Source organism: Candidatus Defluviilinea gracilis (assembly GCF_057138825.1).
Genome location: NZ_DBNHEF010000085.1, coordinates 15054 through 36791 on the forward strand (window position 1 = coordinate 15054; position 21738 = coordinate 36791).

Annotated in this window: 19 protein-coding genes and 1 tRNA gene; 8 read left to right on the top strand and 12 right to left on the bottom strand. The window is 53.2% G+C overall.

Annotated features, from left to right (window positions below):
- Positions 1-35: 35 nt before the first annotated feature.
- From eutM to AC16KF_RS18385, 12 genes are all read right to left on the bottom strand, one after another.
- Positions 36-341: an ethanolamine utilization microcompartment protein EutM gene (gene eutM, locus AC16KF_RS18330; RefSeq protein ID WP_484038875.1), complete on the bottom strand. Its 306-nt coding sequence runs from the start codon at positions 339-341 to the stop codon at positions 36-38.
- A gap of 257 nt (positions 342-598) precedes the next feature.
- A complete protein-coding gene (locus AC16KF_RS18335; RefSeq protein ID WP_484038810.1) occupies positions 599-2098 on the bottom strand; it encodes an aldehyde dehydrogenase family protein in 1500 nt (499 codons plus the stop codon).
- 155 nt (positions 2099-2253) lie between these two features.
- Positions 2254-2910 carry an ethanolamine utilization microcompartment protein EutL gene (gene eutL / locus AC16KF_RS18340; protein WP_484038811.1) on the bottom strand — a complete coding sequence of 219 codons (657 nt, stop codon included), beginning with the start codon at positions 2908-2910 and terminating at the stop codon, positions 2254-2256.
- A gap of 157 nt (positions 2911-3067) precedes the next feature.
- Positions 3068-4018, bottom strand: coding sequence for an ethanolamine ammonia-lyase subunit EutC (gene eutC, locus AC16KF_RS18345; RefSeq protein WP_484038812.1), 951 nt, complete (start codon positions 4016-4018; stop codon positions 3068-3070).
- Positions 4019-4085: 67 nt separating this feature from the next.
- Positions 4086-5453 carry an ethanolamine ammonia-lyase subunit EutB gene (locus AC16KF_RS18350; RefSeq protein WP_484038813.1) on the bottom strand — a complete coding sequence of 456 codons (1368 nt, stop codon included), beginning with the start codon at positions 5451-5453 and terminating at the stop codon, positions 4086-4088.
- Positions 5454-5693: 240 nt separating this feature from the next.
- Positions 5694-6347: an ankyrin repeat domain-containing protein gene (locus tag AC16KF_RS18355; protein ID WP_484038814.1), complete on the bottom strand. Its 654-nt coding sequence runs from the start codon at positions 6345-6347 to the stop codon at positions 5694-5696.
- An 11-nt stretch (positions 6348-6358) separates the two neighbouring features.
- Positions 6359-7834 (bottom strand): ethanolamine ammonia-lyase reactivating factor EutA, encoded by a 1476-nt coding sequence (locus tag AC16KF_RS18360; protein ID WP_484038815.1) that lies wholly within the window; start codon positions 7832-7834, stop codon positions 6359-6361.
- A gap of 73 nt (positions 7835-7907) precedes the next feature.
- A complete protein-coding gene (locus tag AC16KF_RS18365; protein WP_484038816.1) occupies positions 7908-8198 on the bottom strand; it encodes a EutN/CcmL family microcompartment protein in 291 nt (96 codons plus the stop codon).
- A gap of 47 nt (positions 8199-8245) precedes the next feature.
- A complete protein-coding gene (locus tag AC16KF_RS18370; RefSeq protein WP_484038817.1) occupies positions 8246-11050 on the bottom strand; it encodes an FAD-dependent oxidoreductase in 2805 nt (934 codons plus the stop codon).
- 66 nt (positions 11051-11116) lie between these two features.
- The gene (locus tag AC16KF_RS18375; protein ID WP_484038818.1) at positions 11117-12580 is read right to left on the bottom strand and encodes an FGGY family carbohydrate kinase; all 1464 of its coding nucleotides are present in this window, start codon (positions 12578-12580) and stop codon (positions 11117-11119) included.
- A 121-nt stretch (positions 12581-12701) separates the two neighbouring features.
- Positions 12702-14405, bottom strand: a complete 1704-nt coding sequence (locus AC16KF_RS18380; RefSeq protein ID WP_484038819.1) for an amino acid permease — start codon at positions 14403-14405, stop codon at positions 12702-12704.
- Between the two features lie 222 nt (positions 14406-14627).
- A complete protein-coding gene (locus AC16KF_RS18385) occupies positions 14628-15041 on the bottom strand; it encodes a hypothetical protein (protein WP_484038820.1) in 414 nt (137 codons plus the stop codon).
- A gap of 142 nt (positions 15042-15183) precedes the next feature.
- Here AC16KF_RS18385 and AC16KF_RS18390 point away from each other — a divergent pair.
- The 8 genes from AC16KF_RS18390 (at position 15184) to AC16KF_RS18425 (ending at position 21685) form a co-directional block, all read left to right on the top strand.
- Positions 15184-15265 (top strand) — tRNA-Leu (locus tag AC16KF_RS18390).
- Between the two features lie 48 nt (positions 15266-15313).
- Complete coding sequence (gene tig / locus AC16KF_RS18395; RefSeq protein WP_484038821.1) at positions 15314-16798, top strand: trigger factor; 1485 nt, start codon at positions 15314-15316, stop codon at positions 16796-16798.
- Positions 16799-16852: 54 nt separating this feature from the next.
- Positions 16853-17461 carry an ATP-dependent Clp protease proteolytic subunit gene (locus AC16KF_RS18400; protein WP_484038822.1) on the top strand — a complete coding sequence of 203 codons (609 nt, stop codon included), beginning with the start codon at positions 16853-16855 and terminating at the stop codon, positions 17459-17461.
- Between the two features lie 110 nt (positions 17462-17571).
- Complete coding sequence (locus tag AC16KF_RS18405; protein WP_484038823.1) at positions 17572-18414, top strand: DUF1028 domain-containing protein; 843 nt, start codon at positions 17572-17574, stop codon at positions 18412-18414.
- Complete coding sequence (locus tag AC16KF_RS18410; RefSeq protein WP_484038824.1) at positions 18411-19199, top strand: HAD-IIA family hydrolase; 789 nt, start codon at positions 18411-18413, stop codon at positions 19197-19199. The genes AC16KF_RS18405 and AC16KF_RS18410 overlap by 4 nt, the downstream gene beginning before the upstream one ends.
- A 52-nt stretch (positions 19200-19251) precedes the next feature.
- Complete coding sequence (gene rlmN, locus AC16KF_RS18415; protein WP_484038825.1) at positions 19252-20343, top strand: dual-specificity RNA methyltransferase RlmN; 1092 nt, start codon at positions 19252-19254, stop codon at positions 20341-20343.
- Between the two features lie 110 nt (positions 20344-20453).
- Positions 20454-21020: an RNA polymerase sigma factor gene (locus AC16KF_RS18420; RefSeq protein ID WP_484038826.1), complete on the top strand. Its 567-nt coding sequence runs from the start codon at positions 20454-20456 to the stop codon at positions 21018-21020.
- Positions 21020-21685 (top strand): LysM peptidoglycan-binding domain-containing protein, encoded by a 666-nt coding sequence (locus tag AC16KF_RS18425; RefSeq protein ID WP_484038827.1) that lies wholly within the window; start codon positions 21020-21022, stop codon positions 21683-21685. The genes AC16KF_RS18420 and AC16KF_RS18425 overlap by 1 nt, the downstream gene beginning before the upstream one ends.
- The last annotated feature ends 53 nt before the right edge of the window (positions 21686-21738 follow it).

Genomic DNA, 21738 nt, shown 5'->3' on the forward strand with positions numbered 1-21738 from the left:
GTGTTGCGTTCTTGGCGGTTCAAATCCTGCGTGACCTATTTCTCTTTACCGCGTCCGCCGAACGAACCCTTGCTATTCTGCGGCAGGATCATCTCGACGTCACCGTGCGGGCGTGGAATCACATGCACAGACGCGAGTTCACCCACGCGCTTTGCCGCGGCGGCTCCTGCATCGGTCGCGGCTTTCACCGCGCCGACGTCACCGCGCACCATCACGGTCACGTATCCGCCGCCGACATATTCACTGCCGATCAGCGTCACGTTTGCGGCTTTGACCATCGCGTCCGCGGCTTCGATTGCGCCGACGAGACCCTTGGTCTCCACCATTCCTAAAGCGATCATTGCTACATCTACGGGCATGGCTTAAATCTCCTTTGAGATAAATATTGTAACGCGACATTTATGTCGCATTCCTCCGATTAGACATCGGATGTGAAAGATTGAAAATGATTCAATCGCTCACATCGGGCGTCTAACCAATTCATCGCGCTGAGCGGAAGCCTGAGCGAAGTTTGCGAAGGCTGGAGACGAAGCGCACTCTTCGCAACTGCGCTTCGTCTTCGGGACGAAAGAGCATCGTCCCTCCGCTCAGCGCGAGATTATTTCTTCAACTCCAACAACACCTTCCTCACGATCTCTTCCACCTGTGGATTTACCGCGTTCGACGCCACCGAACCCGCTCCACCACTAAACATACCTCTTTGAGTCTGCGTATCCGTTGAGCCAGGCGTAAACGCGGCATCGGGCGCGGTGCGGATCTCGTACGCCAGTCGCTTGGTATTATACATGTGATGCACGCTGATGTTATCGCCCGTGATCGCGCCGCCAACTCCGCCCGAGCCGAGAGTCATCGAGGGCATCAAGCCAGTGGTGTAGCCTGTTGTGCCGAGCGTCCCGAAAGTGTTGACCACGATGCGGAACACGGGTTTCTGCAAACCGAATTGCATAATGACATTCTCGTCTTGAGCATGGATGACTTGCGAATGTCCGCGCCCGCCGTATGCGATCATCTCCAAAGAGCGTTCACAACCTTCCTCCCAGCCATCCACCTCGTACCAGCCGAGGACGGTGGTGAGCTTTTCACCAGAGAGCGGCTCGTCGCGCCCAACGCTGTTGAGTCGCACAACGAGAATCCGCGCCCAATCAGGGACGCTGAATCCGTATTGCTGTGCCAACTGCTGTGGACTCTTCCCCACCGATTTAGGATTCGGCAAATGACCGACAAACAAATTCTTCGCCAAAATTTGTTTGATCTTATCGTCAACAAAGTACGCGCCCTCAACTTTCATCAATTCTTCGAGTTGCGCCGCGATGGGACGATCCGCAACGACGGCTTGCTCGGTGGCGCAGATCACGGAATGATCGAACGCTTTCGATGCGACGATGTATTTCGCCGCCTTCGCCACATCCGCTGAACGATCCACATACGCGGGGACGTTGCCAGGACCGACCCCGTACGCGGGCTTGCCAACGGAATGAGCCGCGCGAACCATGTCCGAGCCGCCTGTGGCGAGAATCAACGCGACGTATTTATGCTTCATCAATTCCTGTGTGCCAGGCAGGGATACTTTCGTCATGCACGAGATCAGTCCCTTCGGCATCCCAGCCCGCTCGCCCGCTTCTGCCATGATGCGGATGGTTTCCGCGCAACACTTCGCGGCAAATGGATGCGGCGCGATCACAATCGCATTCTTCGCTTTGACCGCGATCAACGTCTTGAACATCGTCGTGGATGTTGGGTTGGTGGATGGAGTCAACGCGGCGACAACGCCCATGGGCCACGCAATGTCATAGGTTCTTTTCACAGGGTCACTGCGAATCACGCCGACGGTTGGAATATCCTTGATGGCTTCCCACAATAATTGCGACGACAATAAATTCTTCAGCGTTTTATGTTCAGGCACGCCATAGCCCGTCTCTTCGCTCGCCATTTTGCCGAGTTGCACAGACGCATCAGCCGCGGCTTGCGCCATCGCCGCGCAGATGCGATCCACTTCGGCTTGGGTGGCGTGGAGAAACGCGCGTTGAGCGTCACGCGCTTGCGTGGCAAGTGTGCGGGCTTCCTGAATGGATTGGAGATCGTTGTCAAAGTCGGTCATAGATTATGCCTCGGTGGTCGAGTAGACACGAGCGATAGCGAGTGTCGTATCGAGACCACCAGTTACAAGAATACATCTCGAACAAAAGTTATTTTGCGTACCTGCTGGTTTCGATACGGCGGACGAACGCCGCCTACTCAACCAGCGAAGTGTTCTTAATAGTTGAGTGGATTACTCGCAACCTCTAACACTTTATTTTGAAACGCGGTTGCGGCGGCTTTGCAGGCGGGTTGGTCGCCTGTGAGCATCACGCCCATGTAATTCGTTTCAGACGGCGGCATGGTCAATGCGACGATGTTCACGTCCGCTGATTTTAACGCCGCATCGAGCGCGACCAAGCCTTCGTTTGGAGTCGCCACAAGATACGCGATCGGCGAACCGACAGGGATGTTGCACACTTGCGAAAGATATGTGCCTGTTCTCGAAATCACATGCGGGAAGAATGCGATGGAGTCGTCGTCGTTGGCGGAATACCAGACGGCTTGAGTCTTGATGTAGTTCACCGCGGCATTCAATCCCGCTCGGACTTCGGCGGGATCTGGTCCCGCTAAAATAGCCATGATCTCACCCGACCATTTTCCCGACGTGTGCTTCGCGCCCGCGTAAAACGACTTGGCATACACCACTTCGACGTTTGCCATCTTCGTCGCTTCGTCAATGGCTGTGTACGTCGCGTCGTCGTTGTCCACGCTGAGGAGACCAATGGAGCGTTGATCGTCGCGCAGTTTAAGTTGCTCCGCGAAGTTACGATGCACCTGAGGGATCAATTGCACCGCGAGGGGAGTTCCATAGAGAGGGTCGAGGATTGCCATAAATAATTTTCCTCGGTGGTTGAGTAGGGCTGAGCGGTAGCGAAGCCCGTATCGAAACCACCAGTTTGCAAGAGTACTTCTCGAACAGAAATTGCTTTTGTTGCCTGATGGTCTCGATACGCCCTCTAAAGCATTCGGGCTACTCGACCATCGAATTCTAATTCGCCAACTTCAATTTTACGCCAGATGCTTGATGTTTGCGCATCTTTTGGGCGATCTGCACGACGAACGCCCCGCCCTCGAGCGGATTGGTTCCGCCGTTTTCGAAGATGTTGCAGACCACATCGCGGTCGGCGTCTGTGTCGCCGTATTTGGGTTTGTAGCCCATGTACGCGCTCATCGACTCGGCGCGTCCCAGCCCAGGGCGTTCGCCGATGAGCAAGATGACCACATCGGGCTTGATGAGTTCGCCGACATCGTTCATCACGCCGACTCGGGCATACTTGATGAAGAACGGCGTTCCAAACGTGAGACCTGCGGTTTGCACACCTTGTTTGAGTACAGGAAATATCTGACGCAGGTTTGCTTCGATTGCCGCGGCGGAGAGTCCATCGCCGACGACGAGTTGGATGTTGACGTTCTTCTGGCATTTCTCGTTGATAATGCGTTTGGCGTCGTCGTTGAGTAAGCGACCCAAATCAGGGCGGAGGAGGTATTCCTGTTTGCCGCCTGTGATTTTCGTTTGGACGGTGAAGAGGTTGAACTCGTCCAATAATTTCTGGTCAACGTCACGATAGAGCGCGTCTTGCGTCACGGCATGATCGCCCTGGAATAAAAGTAACTCCGCCGTGCTGTAACGCGGACCTGCGCGACCGACTCCGATGCGGGCGGTGGTGGATGCCATGAGGGCTTTCAACCCTTCTGCATCTTTGGGATTCTTGACGCGCGGAGTGGAGCGGGTGAGGGTGGGGTCGGGGAGGTCAATGGTGAGATTGGTAATTGGTAATTGGTAATTGGCTTGAGGTTTGGCGGAGGAAGCCGAAGAGGAGGGGAGAGTTGACGAAGCAGAGGCAGGCGTCCCTGCGGAGGAAGCGGGCTTCACGGCTCCCGAGGCTTTGAGTTCGCGTACGATCGCGTCCACGAGGGTGTTGAGTTGGGTGTCGTCCATAAAATATTTCTCCGATACGTAGTGACGACTTTAGTCGTCAAGGTAACGACTGAAGTCGTCACTACGGTTATCTCTTTAGGAATATCGTCGGGTCGCCTGCTTTGTCGGTGAGGATGCCGTTCTTGATGAGACCCATTTCTTCCATCCACTTTTCGAATTCTGGCGCGGGGCGCAGGTTGAACAGTTGACGAAGCGTGGGCGCGTCGTGATACGACGTGGATTGATACGAGAGCATCGGGTCGTCAGCCATTGGCACGCCCATGAAATAATTGCATCCCGCCGCGGTGAGCATGACCGCGAGATTCTCGATGGCGTTTTGATCGGCGCGGGCATGATTGGTGTAACAGGCGTCCACGCCCATCGAGATGCCCGTGAGTTTGCCCATGAAATGATCTTCGAGTCCCGCGCGTTGGATCTGGCGCGCGTCGTATAAATACTCGGGACCGATGAAGCCGACCACCGTGTTGACTTGATACGGGCTGTAGCGTTTTGCGAAACCATAACAGCGCGCTTCAAGCACGAGTTGATCCCAGCCGTTATGCGCCTCCGACGAAAGTTCCGCGCCTTGTCCCGTTTCAAAATACATGTAGTTCGGACCCGTCGGGAAGCAATGCTTCTTCGCAAGTTCGTATGCCTCATCCATGAGTCCGATGGAGATGCCGAACGAGTCGTTGCCTTTTTGCGAACCCGCCAGCGACTGAAAGACAAGCCCAACAGGCGAACCTGATTGCATACACTTCATCTGCGTTGTGACGTGCGCCAGCAGACAATTTTGCGTGGGGATGTTCCAAGTCTTGATGATGTCGTACGTCATGTCGAGCAGGCGCGCGACCGAGCCGTACGAATCGTCAACGGGATTGATGCCGATGACCGAGTCGCCTGAGCCGTAGGACAACCCCTCGTAAATCTCCGCGCGGATGCCTTCGGGCGAATCAGTCGGATGGTTGGGCTGGTTGCGGCTGGACAGCGTTCCTGGCTTCCCGATCGTGTTGTTGCAATAGGCAGTGACGGGAATCTTCTTCGCCGCGTACATCAGGTCGAGATTCGACATCAATTTCGTGACGCCCGCGATCATCTCGGCGGTGAGTCCGTTCGAGACGCGGCGAATCATCTCGGTGGAGGTCTTGTCGGAGAGAATCCATTCACGGAACTCCCCCACTGTCCAATCTTTGACTTCGTTGTAGATGGTCTGGTCTACGGCGTCGTGAATGAGACGCGTGATCTCATCCTGGTCATACGGCACGGCGGGGTTATCATGCAGAACCCATAGCGGGACTTCTGCCAGCACCATCTTCGCCGCGACGCGCTCGGCAGTGGTCTCAGCCGCGACTCCCGCGAGACGGTCGCCTGATTTCTCCTCGTTGGCTTTACCCATCAGGAGGCGGATGTCGGGGAATTCGTAGGTCTTGCCGTGAAGTTTGGTTCGGAGAATCATTTTTCACCACAAAGGCTTGCACTGAGCGAAGTCGAAGTGACACGAAGGTCACAAAGGAAGAATAAGGAAAGAAGGAAAGAGGAAAGATTCATTTTAGGGTTGGTGTTGCTTACCGTCCACGAATTTTTCACGAATAAACGAATTGACGCGCCCGTATTCGTGAATTCGTGGTCGTATTCGTGGATGGCGGTCTTACCGTGCAGTTTGGTTCGGAGGAGCATGAGATTACCTTTTAATTGGTTATGCTGCGTCAAATCTTTTTAGCAATTTAGCCAACTGTGGACGCCCAGGATTATTCTCACTTAAGACAATCAATGGAGTCTTCCCATCTTCTGTTTTAGCGATCACATCGGCCCCAAAACTTATCAAGGTTTCGATAGCGTCCAAATGATTTTGAATGTCGCGCTCTTCAATATTTGCACATAGCGCCCAATGAAGGGGGGTGAAGCCTTTGGTACCTCTCAAATTTACATCTGCACCTTTCCCAACAAGAAAAGTTATTATTTCTTTGTCCCCCGAAACCGAAGCATTGTGCAACAGGGAGAATCCATTTTTATCATAGGCATTTACATCTGCACCAGCTTCCAAAAGAAAATTGGCAATTTCAGTAAAGACTATTCGTTCGATTGCGTGATTCGTTAATGACTGTTCAATAGCCAGATGCAAAGCAGTAGTCCCATTACCGTCAACCGCTTCAACCTTTGCGCCTGCTGAGATTAATAACTTGACCATCTCAACCAAGCCATTTTCCACAGCGAGATGCAGAGGCGTCTTACCAATCTCATCTCGAGATTCGACAAGATAAGGTTCTGGATGTAATGCAAGTATTACGGCATTTACATCACCCGCTTTCACGCTAGAGAAAAACTGAGATTCTTCTATAGAAAATCGCATATCTCTAATCATCAATGATAAAAAATCAACGTCTTCACGCTCAGCGGGACAACGCGTCCGTCCATGAGCGGTGCCCCGATGTCAATGTAATCGCCTTCGGATAAGCCGACCTGATCAATGACGAGTAACGCGCGGGAGGGAGCCAAGCCTTTAACGGTTTGACCGAGTGCTTGGGCGTAGTCGCGTTCGATGATGGCGATGAGCGGTCGGTCACTGGGCATGGTGTTGGCGAAGTCGTTGAGTCCATTGGCGAGTTGAGTCAGGGATTGATAGTCCAATGATTTTTCGAGTTCCAGCGCAATTGCGAATGGGTCGGTTGCGAGATTCACATCCCAGCGGGTGACGGCTTCGGAGATCGCATTTGAAACAGATGCAGGGTTGATGCCCTCTGGTCTCGATACGCCTTCGGCTACTCGACCAGCGATTGTAAATATGGGTCTTATCACAGGCACATTCTTCAACGGCAAAATTTCCTTCTCTGCCCAAATCGTCGAGCCTGAGAGAGTCACCGTTTGTGTACTGGCTCCCAACACCGTCGCGCGGACCGTCTCTGCGGGCGGCACAATCGAGTACGAGTTCAGCGTTGCATGTTTCCGCAACGACTCCGCCAGCAACGGACCGACATCATCGTGAATCGTCGCGTCGCTCACCGAGTCGATGGGAATCGGGTTGTAGTAATAATGTCCGATACCGCCAGAGAACATCAGCACCGAACCTTTACCCGAAACACCGACAGGCGGCGTGAGATAAATCTTCTGCGCCAGCGGCGAGTTCGTCCCTTCGATGAGTTCAACGGTCATATCAGCCATACGATCCGTAAAGCGACGCAGATCCTCAAACGAAGGCGAATCTCCAATCTCCAATCTCAAACCAATATCTTCAAGTATCCTCCGCGCAGGCTCCGCAATATGCCTCACGATACCCGTCGCATGATCAATCTCCAAAATGCGACCGCCATAATTCATCGCCGCCGCGCCGATCAGGTTGCCACTGCGGAACGTCGCGCTGTTCGCGCTCCCGCCGCCGATGTCCAAGTTGGTGACGGTGGCAAAGTTCGTCTGCGAATATTGCGCCGCGCCCGCGCCTTTGCCAGCGATCAAACTCTCCACATTCGGTCCCGCCACACTGACGACGAACTCGCCAGCCAGCCCCGACAACGCCCGCAGGATTTCGTCCGCATTCTTCTTTTTCGCAGTCTCACCCGTGATGATGACCGCGCCCGTCTCCACTTGACTCGGCTCCACACCAGCGGATGAATATTCGCTCCGCACGATCTGATTCAGCTTGTCCGCGTCGATCGTATCAGAATCAACCAACGGCGTGAAAACGATCGGGCTTTGATAGATCACTTTCCGATCGGTAATATTTATTCTCGGTATTTGCCCAGGTCGCGACACATCCTGCAAGTTGAGGCGTGAAAAGACGATCTGAGTGGTGGTCGTACCCACATCCACGCCTACTGACAAAAGGTCACGTGAATCAGCCATATGTGTTCGGGATACAAGATACAAGGTACAGGATACGAACCGTAACTCGTATCGCGTACCTTGTATCTTGTAATCACTCTTTCCTGTACGAAACCTTCCCCCCCATCTCAAGCGAATCGATCACACCCACGATCACCGCGTCCACAGGCGCGTTGGTGGTTTGATTCGTGTAACGAGCCGATGAACCGTCGGTGACCATCACCAGGTCCCCCGTCCCTGCGCTGACCGTGTCCACGGCGATATACGGCTCGCCCGTCGGCTTGCCCGCTGTATCCGCATCCCGCACAATGAGCAGTTTCCGCCCCCGTATCACTTCATCCTTGATGGTTGAAATGGTCGAACCGATGACGAGCGCAATTTTCATGGCATCTCCAAATATGTCTTCGGCTTACTTACAAACTTTACCATACATCACGCTTGTATGACAAGTTGTATAGCCTCGCCTGCGTAATTCACTTTCTCGACCCATTCACTGCTCAAACTCAAAGCGACGTTTGCCTTCAACCACCCAACCCGCTTTTCATACAAAACCCGCGTACCCTGCTTTAGTTGCAACCTGACATTCCGACGGAACGCCTTCGACCAGAATCGGAATCCATCCACGCGGACATCGGGACTCAACACATTTGGACAAATCCACGAGACGGGCGCTTCAACCTCGACGGGCAATCTGGTCGCAGACCATTCGGCTTTTTCCAACCACCGAGCAATGGATCGCGCCGCCGCCCGACCCTCCATCGCCGCCCAATCAGCGGTCTCGACTCCCCTCAACAGATTCCCCGCCGCAAACACTCCCATCTGCGACGCGCGAAACGCCCCATCCACCTGCGGACCCATCCACGGCTTGGACGTTTCCACCTCTCCCCTCCTCGCCAATTCATTTTCAGGAACCCAATCGCCAGTAAAGATCACCGTGTCACATTCAATGTAGGACAATTTGCCAAATTGTTCTACTTCGATTCCTTCAACCCTCTCTTTTCCATGAATATTTGTTACTCGCATATCCATCAAAATCTTTGTGCGTGCAAGAATATCCGCATACAGAACTTTTGCTGGCAGAAATATCGGCAAATACAGCTGATGACTTGGCAACTCCGTCACCATTGCCGCCACCTTCACGCCCGCGTGCAGAAGAGTCGTCACAACCGAAAGACTCACAACCTCCGCCCCAACGATCACCGCGCGCTTGCCAACAGGCAGATGATGTTCGTACACAAACCTCTGCAATGATCCCGTTGTAAACACTCCCTGTGGGCGATGACCAGGGATCATCCGCGCAGACCGCGGTCTCTCGCGCACGCCCGTTGCAAGCAAGACAGACCTTGCCTCAATGCTGCCCATGTTGTTTGGACTTATATATGATGATTCTATTTTGTGTTTATTCTTATTAACTTCAAGATTGAGAATTGTATTGGCTACACGCAAATTAATTTCCGCTTCTTGAATCAACTCACAATACCTCTGCGCATAACTCGGACCGGTCATCACGCGCCGAAAATCTCGCAGACCAAATCCCGTATGTCCACACAGGCGTGGTATCCCACCTGCTTCACTCTCGCGCTCTGCAACCACAACATCTCTAATACCAAGCCTCCTCAACTCTAACGCCGCCGCCAACCCAGCAGGTCCCGCGCCGACGATCAACACATCTGTCGCGCTGAGCGGAGCGGAGCGCAGTCGAAGCGCAGGTAATAACGAAGATTTCTCTGCACTAGTCGGAGATTGCTTCGTCGCTGTCGCTCCTCGCAATGACATCTCTAACGTCGCCTGACAATTAAATCCCTGGCACCGTCCCTGCATCGCGCGCGTCCTCCTCCGCAACGCGTCCAAACTCCGCGCAGGGATCGGCGACTCCAGTGCATCTCTCAACTCACCCAACGTGACACTCTCACAATGACAAACAATCTTTCCGTAATCAGAATCTTTCGCGATCATCTCCCCCATTTGATACGGACGTGGAAACGCCTCGCCGATGTTCGGCATCTTGATGGACTTGAACGCAGGCTTGCGTTTCAACTCTACCCCACCCTCTTTCAACAAATCAACAACATATTCCGCAATCCCCAAACATCCAGAAATCCCCGTTGACCGAATCCCGCCGACGCAAATGTATCTTTGTTCCGCATGAAGCGAGATTTGATAGTCGCTGTGCTCCGTCGCCGCCCGCAGACCTGCATACGTGGCAGTCACTTCTTCCTCAAGCAACTCTGGCAGAATCTTTCTCCCTTTTTCAAGCAACGACTTCAATCCACTCTCGCTCGTGTTCGTCGCGGACCTATCGTTCAAATCCTCCGCCGTCGGACCCAGCAACACATTCCCGTAAATCGTCGGGCTGACCAACACGCCCTTCGTTGTCGCTGTCGGCACTGGCAACAACACATGATTCACCAACCTCCGCGCCAACTTTTCGTAAATGATCAACTCCCCGCGCCGCGGCGTGACTTTGAACTCCTCGCGCCCAAACATCTTGTTGACATCATCCGAATACAATCCCGCCGCATTGATGATCCAATGTGCACGAACAACTTTATCCCCATTGGAGACTTCATAAACATCAGCATACTGCTCACTGCTCACTGATAACTGATTGCCGCCTACTTTCCACTTTTCACTCACCACACTTTCCACCCTAAACCCCAACCTCAACTCCACCCCATTCACCACCGCCTGAGTCGCGCACGCCAGCGGAATCGTAAACGTGCACAGAATCCCCTCGCGCGGCACGACCATCCCGCCTAACGCGCCTTCGCCGAGATGCGGTTCACGTTTGTACACTTCAGCCTTGTCGATCAAGTAACAATCTGAATCCCCATTTTGAATTGCCTTATCCAACAACTTCGGGAGCGTGCATAACTGTTCTTCGTTCCATGCGATCAACAACCCTCCCACCAACTCGAACGGACTCTCCACCTCTTTCATGAACGCTTCCATCAACGGATAACTGCGCTTCAACAACTGCGACTCAAGCGATTCGGGCGTCGCGTCGTATCCCGTATGCCAGATCGCAGTGCTGGCTTTCGATGTCCCCATCCCAACATCGGAGTTCGACTCAAGTAATACGACATTTATGTCGTACTTCGATAACTCACGCGCAATCGCGCTCCCAACCGCGCCCGCGCCGATGATGGCGATGTCAAAAATATTTTCCATATCATATGGTGGTCGAGTAGAGCCATGATCGTCGGCTCGTATCGAGACCACACCTCGTGTTTTCACATTTACTCCTCATTTCTGGTCTCGATACGTCCCGCGAAGAACACGCTGGACTACTCAACCAGCGGGTTAGGAGTGAAATCCTTTCACCGCCTCCACCGCCCTCCCCCACTGCTCCAATTTCTTTCCTCTTTCATCTTTCGTTATCTTCGGCTGATAACTCGTTTCCGCTTTCCAATTCTTTGCCAAATCATCGAACGAAGTTCCCAACGCGGATACCCCCGCCAGATTCGCAATTCCAATTGCAGTCGCTTCCAGTGCCGCTGAAACACGCACTTCAATATCCAACAAGTCAGCGATCATTTGCATGAGATACGGATTCCCCGACGGGCCGCCATCCACTTTCAAATGCGGAGGCTTTTGCCCCAAATCTTCCGACATCGCCATCACCACTTCGTAGACTCGACACGCAATGCCATCGAGTGTTGCCCGCACAATATCATCGGATGTGGTGCTTCGGTTCAAGCCAAACATCGCGCCGCGAACATCTGTCCGCCAGTGAGGCGCGGCGAGACCTTGCAAGGCGGGGACAACAACCACGCCTAGATCTGCTGATCGCTTTGCCGCCTCAAAACTCGACGGGGTGTCTGGGATCGCTTTCAAGTTGTCTCTCAGCCACTGGACAGCGCTCCCTGTGACGAAAATTCCGCCATCGAAGGCGTACGTTGTGTGTTCGCCAAACTTCCAGCCGACGGTGGTGAGCAATCCGCTATTCGAGAGGCGCGGCTCCCCGCCGATGTTCATCAGTAGAAAACTCCCTGTGCCAAACGAACATTTCATCTCACCTGCGTTGAAACATGCCTGACCGAACAACGCGGCTTGCTGGTCTACCAACATGGCATGGAGCGGAAGCGGCGTGCCGTTTCCAAAATCCACATCGCCGATGTAGCCTGCAGATGGTTTGACTTCGGGCAACATACTTCTTGGAACGTCGAATAAGTTTAGTAGATCTTCATCCCACTCGAAGCGATTCATGTCGAACAATAGAGTCCGTGACGCAGTGGAAGGATCGGTCACGTGTAACTTACCGTTGGTCAATTTCCAAATCACCCATGTTTCTGTTGTTCCGAACAACAACTTGCCATCGCGCGCTTGTTTGCGGATGTCAGGAAAATATTCAAATACCCACTTAAGTTTCGGCGCGGAGAAGTAACTGTCCAGTAGAAGACCTGTCTTACGGCGAAGCAGGCTGAGGTCAAGAGAAGAAGCGAGTGAGTCACACACGGATTGCCCGCGCGTATCCTGCCAGACTATCGCGGGAGTCACAGCCTCCCCTGAATCCTTATCCCAGACAACGAATGTCTCGCCTTGATTATCGAATCCAACGGCTGAAATATCGTATTTGTCCAGCAACGGCGCGCACGCTTCTTTGACCGTTCGCACAATATCGGAGGGCTCCTGCTCCACCCATCCCGCTTGCGGAAATCGCGCGGGCAGTTGCGACGAGTTCTTTTCGATCATTTCGCCACGCTCGTTGACAATGACCGCTGTGGTTTGCGTCGTGCCTTGATCTATACCGAGGAGGTATTTCATATTTTTCCCGTGTGGACCTCACAGGTTTTTGAAACCTGTGAGGTCTCTTCAAAATAAAAATTGGAGACCGCGATTGGTCCGCGCCAACCTGCAAGTCTCCAATCTTAGCTCACGAAATTTTTTACTGTTCGCCAAATCTCTTTTCGATATCGGCGATCATCTTTTGGCGTTGGGCGATCTTTTCGCCTTCAGGCACGCCTTCGAATCGTTTGTCTTCGCCGCCTGTTGCGTAAGTAATCACGGTGGCAACCACACCGACAATGATCGCGGTGATCGCGGTGCCAGCCGGCGGGATGAGGAAATGCAAGGCGTTGGCGTCAGACACAGGCAGGAAGCCCGCAAGGTAGCTAATCACAGCGATGACGATACCCACAACGGCGGTCTTCTTAGACCAAAGCCCAAGCAAGGCAACCACAAAAAGGATCGTGAAGTAGAAGACCTTTTCATTGGGCGGGAAGAATCCGCTGATCGCCAGGGTGACGCCGAAAATGATGGCGAGCACGGCATTGGGCTTGGAGAGTCCGCCGAGGTTGAACGGTCCTTTTTCCTTCCATTTTGCGGAGCCTTCTTCTTTGAGACCCGCGGCAATCGGCATCACCATAGACAGGTAAAGGAATACCGCGCACGCCACCGCTAACACGAGGTAATACGGAGCGTAGACGGTGCTAAGCAACGCCAAGCCAGCAGAGACCCAAATCGCATTCGTGGGGGTTCGGTATTGCGTGCTGACGTGGGAAAGGCTCTTGGAGAAGAAAGGGATACCGTCATCGCGCGAGAAGGCGTACATCATGCGCGAAGTGGAGGTAAGCCCCGCGAGGGCGCAGAGGTAGTTCACAATGACGAGTCCAGCCGCGAGGACGATGCTCAGCCAACCGGGCATTCGCGAAGCGCTCCACATATAGAAGAACGATCCCCAGCCAGCGGCTTGGGCTTCCTCGAGGCTTGGCATGGTCAAGACATACGCGGCAACCGCGAATAAGCCGAACACCCAAGACCAGAACACAGCCGTCCACATTCCCTTCGGCACATTCACCTGGGCGTCTTTGGTTTCTTCGGATGTGTGAGCTGAAGCGTCGAAACCTGTGATGGTATAGCAAACATAGGAGAGTCCCAGCAGGAAGGCAAAGGCGATGCTCTCGGTGCGGAAAGGCACCACGCCGCCGCCAGCGTCACCGGTCACGTTTTGGAACGTCCACAAACGCGAGAAATCCAGCGCCACAGGGCTGAAGGCGAATAGCACGATGATGAGAACGACCGTGAGGGCAAGGATCATGTAGCCGCTGAAATCGGTCAACTTCGTGGTGAGATCGATGCCGTAATGATTCAACAACGCCTGGGTCGCCATGATGATGCCGACGATGATGAACTGATGCCAGAACCCAAAGCCAGATACATCCACTCCCAGGGCAGTGCCGAGGAAGAGATCCTTGAAAAAGACGGTGTACAGCAACACGTCCACAGAAGAGACGACGCAGATCAAACCGATCAGGTTCAACCATGCGGTCATCCAGCCCCAAAGTTTGCCGCCGAGGTGCGAGCTCCAGTGGTAGAGTCCACCCGCCGTCGGGAAGGAGGAAGCGATCTGTCCCATACCGAAGGCAACGCTCAACGCGAGCACGCCGCCCACGAGCCAGATCAGGAACGCGCCGCCAGAACCGAGGGCATTGAACGCGGCAGGGAAGGCGGAAATTCCACCCGCCAAGATACAGATAATCGAAAACGAAATCGCGAAATTCGAGAAGCCGCTCATGCGGCGGGAGAGTTCTTGCGCATACCCCATCTTGTGCAGGACTTGCTTATCGTGTGCTTGACTTTTATCAGCCATGGCTAAATTCTCCTCTTAGGTTTTGATCTTGGTTTACACTGGGAAAAATAATTCGTTGGGTTGATTGGGCAATATCAACCTCCTGTTCCAAACGATCGGGGAATGGAATGGTGTGTTTAGAATTGAAACACCAGAATCTGGAAAAAAGGTACGAGGACTTTCACGCGATCTTTCCGATTAGGAAATAAAAATCGGTCATGCCTCTACATGACCGATCCCGCTTCACTTCCCGACGAGTTGCCTGTGCGCCCCCACCCAGGGTTTCCCCAGCCTGTGATTTTGGGCGATCACCACCTTGCCAAACTTCTGCGCGACCTGAGCAGAGACCATCGCCACAGTTCCCCAATCGTTGGTAAAGATGGCAACTTTCAACTTATCGGCATATTGTCCCGCCCACATCCACTCCATGCGGAAGCGGTCCGCCTTGACCCAATAATCGCGCTTCTCCCACGCGGCAACGGAGGAATCGATTCCCTCTGAGATGGTTTTCAACGCGAGCGAGATAAACGCCGCGAGGTCTTTCGCTTCTTGCGTGACTTCGGTCTGCTTCGCCAATTCGCGCACTGCCAACACGATGGCTTTTGACAAACGCGCGCGGTCTTTTCCAGCAGAATCAGGGTTGATGACGCGGCTCAATGAATGCTCCAGTTCCAGGTTTCATGTTTCAGGGTTCAAGTTGGCGATTATATCCAGCAATTACGAATCGTCAAATCGTAAATCAAAAATCGTAAATCGAAAATCGAATTTCCACGTTATAATTTCGCCGCATTCACCGCCAGGGGACGTGGTGGAACTGGCAGACACGCAGCACTTAGGATGCTGTGCCGCAAGGCTTGAGAGTTCGACTCTCTCCGTCCCCATATTAAAACCTCACCCCTGCCCCTCTCCTAAAAGGAGGGGGGAAACACATGGAGCAGAAATTGAAAATCGAAAAGACAATCGAAGAGAACCATGAAGCGAAACTTGTGGTTGAAGTAGAACCCGAAAAGTTGGATACCTACAAACGCCGCGCGGCGCGGAAAATCTCCGAACGCGGGAAGATCGCGGGATTCCGACCGGGCAAGGCGCCGTATCACATGGTGGTGTTGAATTACGGCGAGCAAGCCATCGTCGAGCAGGCAATTGATTATTTCATTGATGGCGAATACTCGAACATTCTCACAGAAGCGGATGTGAACCCCGGCGCATCGGGCAGGTTGGAAAATATTGAGTCGCTTGACCCGCCGAAGTTGATCTTCAAAATTCCGCTCGCGCCTGAAGTGGACTTGGGCGACTACCATTCGATTCGATTCCCCTACGAACTAGCCGCCCCTGAATCGAAGGATGTGGACGCGGCGATGGACGAACTCCGCCAAATGTATGCGACGACCGAAACTGTCGAGCGTGAAGTGCAGGAAGGCGATTATGTTCAAGTGGATGTGGAATCACAAACGCCAGAATTGAAACGCGATGGCTTTGCGACGGTTGTCCGTAAAGATGACCGCGATACCGAGTGGCCCTTTGCTGGTTTTGCCAAGCAACTCGTGGGCATGAAACCGGGCGACACAAAAACGATCCAACACGATTTTCCCGCCGATTACGACCTCGAAGAATTACAAGGCAAAAGCGCGGAAATGACCGTGACGGTAAAAACCGTCCGCGCGATGACGCTGCCGGAGTTGGACGACGAATTTGCTAAAACTGTCGGCGCGGGCGAGACGCTTGCCGAACTGCGCGAGATGGTGACCAAGGATGTGGAAAATCGATCGAAAGCAGATTACGATGATAAATATTTCGTTGACTTGATCGAAAAGATCAAAGAAGGCGCGACATTCAAATATCACCAACACTCGCTCGACCACGAAGGCGAACATGTCCTCAGCGACCTGACTCAGCGCCTCAGCCAGCAAGGCATGGACTTGGATACGTACTTCAAACTGCGAAACACCACGCGCGAGCAATTCATCGAAGACGAAGTAAAACCCGTTGCGAAGAAACGCTTCGAGCGTTCGTTGATCCTCGATGAACTTGTCCGCAAGGAAGAAATTGAAGTTGACAATGAAGCCCTCGATAATGAATTCAGCCAGACGCTGAACGCGCTCGCCATGCAAGGCATGGACTTGAGCAAAGTCCGCGGCGGGAAGAAGGGTCAGCAACAACTGGCGCAAGCGGTGGCGATGGAATCAGCGAACCGCGTGATGACGCGCCGCGCGTTGGAAATGTTGAAGTCTATTGCGGTGGGCGAGTACAAATCGCCTGAGGAGAGAAAAGCCGAAGCCGCGGCGCTGAAAGCCGAGCAGGCTAAAGAGGAAGAAAAAGTTTCCGAAGCCGAATCAGCTGTACCCGCCGCCCTGAGCGAGTCGAAGGATGAGGGCGAAGCGGGTTCTTCATCCGAAGAGGAAACAAAGAGTTAACGAAAATCCTATATTTGGGCTGTATCATCCGCCCAATCGAAAAGGAGATTACACATGATCCCAGACTTCAAAAATATTGTTCCGATGGTTGTGGAAAACACCGGTCGCGGCGAACGCGCATATGACATTTACTCGTTGCTATTGAAAGAGCGCATCATTTTTCTCGGCACGCCGATTGACGATCAAGTTGCGAATGTGATCGTGGCGCAGTTGCTGTTCTTGTCGCATGAAGACCCTGAAAAAGAAATTCGCATGTACATCAATTCGCCGGGCGGCGTGATCTATGCGGGACTTGCGATCTACGACACGATGCAGATCATCCCGAACCCGATCAGCACGGTGGCGGTTGGCGTGACCGCGTCGTTCGGGACCGTGTTGCTGGCGGCTGGCACCAAGGGACGCCGCTATGCCCTGCCGAATGCGACCATCCACATGCACCAACCGCTCGGCGGCGCGCAAGGACAAGCGACCGATATTGAAATTCAAGCCAAACAGATTTTGCGATTGAAAGCATTGTTGCTCGGTATCATCGCAAAACACACCGGTCAACCTCTCGAGGTGATCGAACGCGACAGCGACCGCGATTATTACCTCGAAGCACAACAGGCTGTGGACTATGGCTTGGTAGATCAGGTTGTGGAAACGCCGGAGAAAGTTAAGTAGTTAGATAGTTAGGTAGTTTGATAGTTTGGTAGTTTGATAGTTAAGCCCGCTGAGAGATCGGCGGGCTTTTGATTCAGTTATAATCGCGCATTGCGAAAGGAATTTTCACGATGACATTTTCGATCGTGGCATGTGATCTTGAAGAACAAACATGGGGTATCGCGGTTGCTTCGAAGTTTCCCGCAGTCGGCGCGGTGGTTCCGTGGGCGCAGGCTGGCGCGGGCGCGGTGGCAACGCAATCGTTTGCAAACACATCGTTCGGTCCGCGCGGACTCGAATTGATGACTGGCGGAGTGTCGGCAGATGAAGCGCTCGCGCGTCTTTTGCAAAACGACCCTGACCGGGAATTGCGCCAAGTGGGTCTCGTGGATAAAAGCGGACACGCCGCTTCTTTCACAGGGCAGGGCTGTTTCAATTGGGCGGGCGGACTCGCCGGGCAGGGCTACGCGATTCAAGGCAACATTCTCAAAAGCGGACGCATCGTGCCTGCGATGGAAAAAGCATTCTTGAAGACGAACGGAAATTTACCCAAGCGACTCCATGCCGCACTGTTGGCTGGCGACCGCGCTGGCGGCGACAAACGCGGACGTCAATCCGCGGCGATTTATGTGGTCAAACCAAACGGAGGCTATGGCGGCTTTGTGGATCGCTGGATAGACTATCGCGTGGACGATCACGATGACCCCGTTGTTCGACTTGGCGAATTGCTTGAACTTCATTGGTTATATTTTGGCAAGAGTCCCGTTTCGGAGCGTGTCGCTCTGACAGGGAAGTCGCTTGTCCAATTCACAAAAATACTTACACGCGAAGGCTATCTGAAAAAAGGAAAGAACTTCCGCGACGCGTTTAATGCATTCATCGGCAACGAAAACTTCGAGGAACGCGCCGACCCCGACGCGCAATGGATTGACAAACCGGTGTTGAAATATCTAACAGGCAAGTTCGGCAAATGATTCCCTCTCATATCAAAGCCCTCATCCTTGACATGGACGGCGTCATTTGGCGGGCAGACTCGCCCATTGGAAATTTGCCTGAAATTTTCAAACGCATCGAAGCCCGCGGATTGAAATATGTTTTCGCCACCAACAACGGAACGAAGACTCCCGAACAATATGTGGCGACGCTGGAAAAGCTCGGCGTGCGCGTTTCGACTCAACAGGTTGTGACATCCGCGCTTGGGACGGCGTATATGCTTGGTCAAAGATTTCCACGCGGGACGAAAGTTTTCATGGTCGGCGAGGATGGGACTCGTACCGCACTGGAGGAAAAGGGATTTGAGATTTTGTCCGTTGAGCGCGCGCAAGAGGCGCAAATCGTGGTGATGGGCATTGACCGCGAGGTCAACTTCAACAAAATGCGCGAGGCGACGTTGCTCGTGCGGCGCGGCGTTCCATTTTATGCGACGAACCCCGACAAGACCTTCCCCACCCCGCGCGGAGAAATCCCCGGCGCGGGCGCGTGGCTCTCGGTGGTTACAACTGCAACGGGCGTCGAACCGATTTACGCGGGCAAGCCATTTCCGTTTATGATGGAACTTTCGCTGGAACGACTCGGTACAAAAAAAGAAGAAACGTTGGTCGTCGGCGACAGACTCGAAACCGACATCGCCGCAGGTCAGGCAGTGGGATGTCCATGCGCGTTGGTGTTGAGCGGCGTGTCCACAAAAGAACAGGCTGAGGCGTGGACGCCAAAGATTGACATTGTGGCGGATGATCTGGCGAGTTTGGTTCAGGAGTAAGTCATTACGTAATACTGCTTACTTCGTACTGCGCATTTGGAACTTTCAAACTATGTTGATTTACGATCTCGACCTCGATTCAATCACAAACCTTCTACAAGAATGGGACGAACCCGCCTATCGCGCGAAGCAGATCTGGCAGGGGCTATATCAGCATCTCTATGATTCGCCTGAGCAATTCACGAATCTATCCAAGTCTCTGCGCGAGAAACTTGCGAAGCATGTGACCTTCTCTCCGTTCAAAGTGAAAACCTATCTTGATTCATCCGATGGCTTTACGCGCAAAACATTGCTTGAATTGCCAGATAAAAATTTGATCGAAGCCGTGCTGATGAAATACGGCGACCCAGCGGACAATCCGCAGATCAAAGCGTCTGCCCCAAACAGCGAGAATTTACGCGGCGCGAAGAATCGGCGCACACTTTGCATTTCCACGCAAGCGGGTTGCGCGATGGGATGCGTCTTCTGCGCGACGGGTCAAATGGGATTCAAACGTCATCTTTCGAGCGGCGAGATCGTGGCGCAGGTTTTATATTACGCGCGCATGTTGAAAGAGCGGAACGAGGTCGTCACCAACATCGTCCTCATGGGCATGGGCGAGCCGTTCCACAATTACGACAACACGATGGACGCCATAGACCGACTCAACGACTCCAGCGGATTCAACTTCGGCGCCCGTCGCTTCACCATCTCGACGGTGGGGCTGGTTCCCCAAATTCGGCGTTTCGCCGACGAGAGGCGACAGGTGAACCTCGCCATCTCCCTCCACGCCGCGGATGATGTGTCGCGTGTTGCAATGCTTCCCGTCAACAAGCGATATAAAATTGACGATGTGATCGAAGCCTGCAAATATTATGTCGAGCAAACGCATCGGCGCATCACATTCGAGTGGGCGTTGATTCACGGAGTCAATGATTCGCCTGAAGTGGCGAAGAAACTCGCGGCGCGTCTCAAAGGGTTGATGTGTCACGTCAACGCCATCCCCCTCAACCCCACTACGGGATATAACGGTCAAGCCACATCGCGCGAAAGGGCGGCAAAATTCAAAGAGTCGCTGGAGCAGGCTGGGATCCCATGCACGATTCGCATGAGGCGGGGAATCGATATCCACGCGGGATGCGGTCAGTTGGCTGGGGCTGTTTAAGTCTAATTTTGTGTGGTTAGAGGAAATGCGGCTGCAACTGACTACACGCTAAATCAATTAAAAGTCAAATGAAGGTATTCCCCCTCGCGCGCGTTAATTACACAGAAGGCATGGAATATTCCGATCCGGCACGGCTCATCGAAAGGTGTATCGAAGGAGACGAACAAGCCATCGAAATATTTGTGCGTCGCCATGAAACGGATATATTTCGATTAGCGTTTTCCGTTTTACAAGATCCGAGCGAAGCGTATGAAGCGGCTCAGGACACGTTTATCACGGCATTGAAGGCGCTGTCACGTTATCAGGAAAGATCGTCGCTCAAGGCATGGCTTTGCGCGATCGCGTTGAACATTAGCCGAAGCCGGTTGCGCAAACGAAAAGTATTGGAAAGACTGCATAATACGCTGACGGTTGTGTTTCAGATCGAAACACGAAAACAGCCAACGCTTGAAGAGCGTGTTATCCAAACCGAAAAAGAAAAAGCAGCCTGGAACGCGTTGAACGAACTGGATGAAAAGCACCGCGTGGTTATGGTATTGAGATACTTTCAAGAGTTGTCTGTCCGCGAGATCGCCGAAATACTTTCGATCAGCGAAGGAACGGTCCATTCCCGGCTGCATACTGCCCGTGAACGGTTGAGGAGCGCCCTGAAAGATATCTATGGAGACAAAGTCTGATGCGCATTACGCATGACGATGCCCGCACGTTGATCGATTTCAGCCTTGACGATTCGATATCGCCGGAGAAGCGAGCGATTCTGGCAGACCATCTCGCCGCATGCAATTCATGCCAGACCTACGCGCGCGAGTCAAAGGACGTCGAATCCGTCCTACGCTCGTCAATGAAAAAGCAGTGGGCAGTTAATCCCCTGCCCCTCTCGTTGGATCTCATTCGAGGAGGAGTGAGTAAGGGAAATTTCAAAAGCCCCATCTTGGCTACGCGATTGGCAATGCTGGGCGTGTTCTTCGCTGTGATCGCGTTGAGCATCTGGCAATTCAGCAAACCAAATCCGCATAAAAGCGCGACATTGCCTGTTGTGATCCTACCCAACCCAACACCATCATTGCAAGCGACAAGCACAAACCATGTTTCACCGGACTGCCAGAATGTCATTTACAAGATACAGCCCGGGGATACGCTCGAAAACATCGCACAGCGCTTCGAGGTAGATGAAGTGTCCATTTTGGAAGCCAACAACCTACAGGAGACGACCGTGCAGACCGGCATTCAGCTAATCATCCCAACCTGCGCCCCTACCCCGACGTTTACCGCCTACCCCCCAACCATCATCACCACCTTTACCCCGCTCATGCAATTGACTACGTACACGCCCAATCAATAATCCTTAACGGAAAATTACACGCAAACTTGTCAGAACTTTCGGATTGAAGTATA